Raw genomic sequence first — 3,195 nt, forward strand, 5'->3', positions numbered from 1 at the left:
TCAGCCATGCTTAAGACCGAGGCAGCTCGTTCCAGGAAGCAGCGATGCACCTTAAAACAGATCCACGAGGACCTAAGGGAATTAGGTTTTGAGGGGTCTTACGACAGGGTCGCGGCGTTCGCGAGGGTATGGAGGGAGGGGCAAACTGAGCGGGTCAATCCGTCAAGCAAACGAACAGCCTAAAAACATGCACTGTTGACTTTGGTCCCGTATTTAGCGCTTACCGAAAAATCTGTAATTCAACTAAAAGTGTGAGATTCAGTTAGATTTCAGAAAAAGATCTGTGTTACGGTTGAGGTAATCCTTTCTCTAAAATTCCAAATCCCTATAATTTCACCGACATCTTTGTTAAAGGAAATTGTGCTAATGAAAGATTTGAATAATTTTGACAAAGAAAGAATAAATTATATTTGCCGGCCTGCAAATTTCCTTGGATTTGAGAATATCCCAAGAAGTGTTCATGAATCATGTGAAAGAATAGCTGTGCGACTTCGTTCTAAACTTTATCCAGCACCGTCGTACGGACGAATGGCCGAGTTGAACATTAAAGTAAGTGGCTCTATCAGAGTCAGAAAGTCGATTCAAGAATTGGTAGACGAGCGAAAAGGTTTTAATTTCAACAACGCTGAATCTATTCATCTCGAACAATGTTGCTCTGAATTTCGTCGCATCTCTGAAAGCTCAATATATGCTATGGCGGAGGTGGCAAGATTAATAGCCTTTAAAGCGTCGGAGCCCCCTAGGGACTTTAATTTAACTATCCGCTTCTTGAGAGAGTTAATAATCCCCCCCCCTTTGAAAACCTCGGATTTATATAAGCCAACTCAAGAATTTTTTAAAGGCAACGCGGTAGCTTACGCCATAAAGACATACTTAATATTGTTATCGGAACATCCTTATCGGGACGGAAACGGGCGAGTTGCTAGGCTTGTCTTTAATGCTATACTAAAAACCTCGCTAAATCCGCTTCTCAGCTATATCCCGTTATCGGATCTTACTCTACTTACTTTTGGAGCTTATGAGGAGTCTTTAGCAAAAGCTACCAAGACTGGAAACTACAACGAAATATTTGAGTTAATAGTTTCTTTAATATCTCAGTATCTTTCTTTTTTGGAGGGTGAAATATCTGAGGCGGAATATTCCGAGCCGGAAAATGAACCTAAAAAAATTGAATTTAGCAATATTGAAATCCTTCCGCCAATAAAATTAAGTATTAATGAATTTACGAAGAGGATAGGTCAAATTTGTAGCCATGCTATTTTAGATAAAATTAACATTTTGGCAAATAAAATAAATGCATACGGCGCTATTAATTTTGCTTTATTTACAGACTGTGCGGAAATTTCGAAATCACATCCTCGCTCGGCAATTACATTTTTTTTATCGGTGGCCAATACTGAAGAACTGAGAAAAGACATTAGAATGCTGAGGTCCTCGGTAGATGAAAATATCATTCTTCATGTTATACCTCTTCTTAATGAACCAAGTGTCGACGCGAAATTGCTATTAACGCAATATGTTATTTACTCGAAACACAGTAAGGATTATCCTATTTTGCTCACCGATTTTAATGTTGATGAGAAGGTGAAATATGCGTGAGTTTTAATATTGTGGAATTTGCTCGGTGTAATAATATGTATAAAATTAACTTGCTCAGGGAGTTAAAATGCAACGTTTGATCGAATCCGATGAATTACAAGAACTGATGCGTGGCGGCTATAGTTCAAACTTCACTACCGCTGACATGCCTTCTATCGATGTGCTTGGAGAGCGTTGGGAAAATCATGATTATAATGGAGGGAGTTATACTCCAAGCTTTCCCGGCGGTAGCAACCCGGGCCCTTTCCCTGATCCAGAGCCATGTACGACACATTCCTCCCCATCTCCTGGTGCGACGCCTCAAGGTGTGAATCTGGAGACGATTCGAGATGCGATGGACTACTTAGCCCATCAAATGCAAAATCGTCCTGAATATTCAAAGGGGATTGAGCAAATAACATTTATGTATCGAAATTCAGCAACGGGGGCCCTTCGGGTTGATGATATAACGGTTGGGACCGGAAGTGGAGTTAACGCCACTGTTCAGTCTCTTAGTTGGGACGAAAAAATGATTGCAATGATACATACTCATCCACAGGGAACGGATGGACTACCATCCTCACCGGCTGACACACAGGGTGACACTTCCGATACGCAACAGTGGAATATACTTGCACAAAGTCAAACTGTTGATGCTAATTTTTTATCTTACATTTTGGACTCAAACACGGGTTATCTATATGAATATCATGGAGCAGGACCATTGATAAGAACAATCGGCAACAATATGACAACTGATTTGGTTCTTTGTACGTAATAAATTACCAGATCAACTCTCTCTCCATCTGAAGGAATAATCGTGAAAAATTTCTTGCGCTTTTTTTTCATTTTCTGGTTATTTTTATCGCCGGCACATGGACATGAGTTTGAGCAAATTTTTCGATTATCAAACGTTATTCCTTCTGATTGTGTTGAGTTTAAATTTCCAAAAACAAAAATTATTGGAATAATATCCAATGAAACCGTGAAACAGGTAACTCCGTTACCGAAGATAGCTGCTGCTGGATTAGATGAGCGACTGTTAGTAGACTTATCTGCAGAGCTAAGATCCATGGTTGGCGGTACGACTGGCCAAGTAGGAAAATTTTGCCGAGCAACTTATGGTGCCGCAATCACTGCCCAATTAGTGGAGGTTTTGATTTCATCCGATAATATTGCTCTATACGAAACTGATAAAGAGAAATTTATATCGACGATAAATGTTCGCAGAATTTGGAGTGGTACCACTATTGAATATATTATGTCAGTTAAAGAAGAATCCGGCTCGACTCCGCTTTTAATCAATCTCAACATTATCAGCCATGCTAAGTAACGGAATGGAAGATGAAGAATTATCTATTGATAATTGCGCCATTGCGAACAGCTACACGCTTGTCGCCAACGTGCGTATGCCGCCGATCCAGATAGGTGGCTCCCTGTCAAAAATGGCGTCTCCCATAAAAAAGATATGAAGAAGCTGAAAGCTGTTGATTTACTCAGATGGACCCGACACCTCCGAATTGGATCAAACTAACGTTTCATCCAATTTACGTGTGGAGGTCTACCATGAATATCGCTATTCTTGGGATTGATCTAGCCAAGCGAGTGTTCTAGCTG

Annotated in this window: 3 protein-coding genes and 1 pseudogene; all 4 read left to right on the plus strand. The window is 40.3% G+C overall.

Going from position 1 to position 3,195, the window contains the following annotated elements; genetic code table 11:
- Positions 1 to 153: pseudogene (locus FHW58_RS27990) on the plus strand (IS21 family transposase); the annotation flags it as partial.
- Positions 154 to 366: 213 nt separating this feature from the next.
- A complete protein-coding gene (locus FHW58_RS27280) occupies positions 367 to 1,599 on the plus strand; it encodes a Fic family protein (RefSeq protein WP_179676341.1) in 1,233 nt (410 codons plus the stop codon).
- Positions 1,600 to 1,666: 67 nt separating this feature from the next.
- Positions 1,667 to 2,356, plus strand: coding sequence for a hypothetical protein (locus FHW58_RS27285; protein ID WP_179676342.1), 690 nt, complete (start codon positions 1,667 to 1,669; stop codon positions 2,354 to 2,356).
- Between the two features lie 42 nt (positions 2,357 to 2,398).
- On the plus strand, positions 2,399 to 2,911 hold the full coding sequence (locus tag FHW58_RS27290; protein ID WP_179676343.1) for a hypothetical protein: 513 nt from the start codon (positions 2,399 to 2,401) through the stop codon (positions 2,909 to 2,911).
- Positions 2,912 to 3,195: the final 284 nt, after the last annotated feature.

Source organism: Duganella sp. 1224, from assembly GCF_013408245.1.
Taxonomy (GTDB): domain Bacteria; phylum Pseudomonadota; class Gammaproteobacteria; order Burkholderiales; family Burkholderiaceae_D; genus Rugamonas.

What these genes read in the sequence shown, in the direction of transcription:
- FHW58_RS27280 (WP_179676341.1), top strand. Translation starts at nt 367, where the DNA reads ATGAAAGATTTGAATAATTTTGACAAAGAAAGAATAAATTATATTTGC.
- FHW58_RS27285 (WP_179676342.1), top strand. Translation starts at nt 1,667, where the DNA reads ATGCAACGTTTGATCGAATCCGATGAATTACAAGAACTGATGCGTGGC.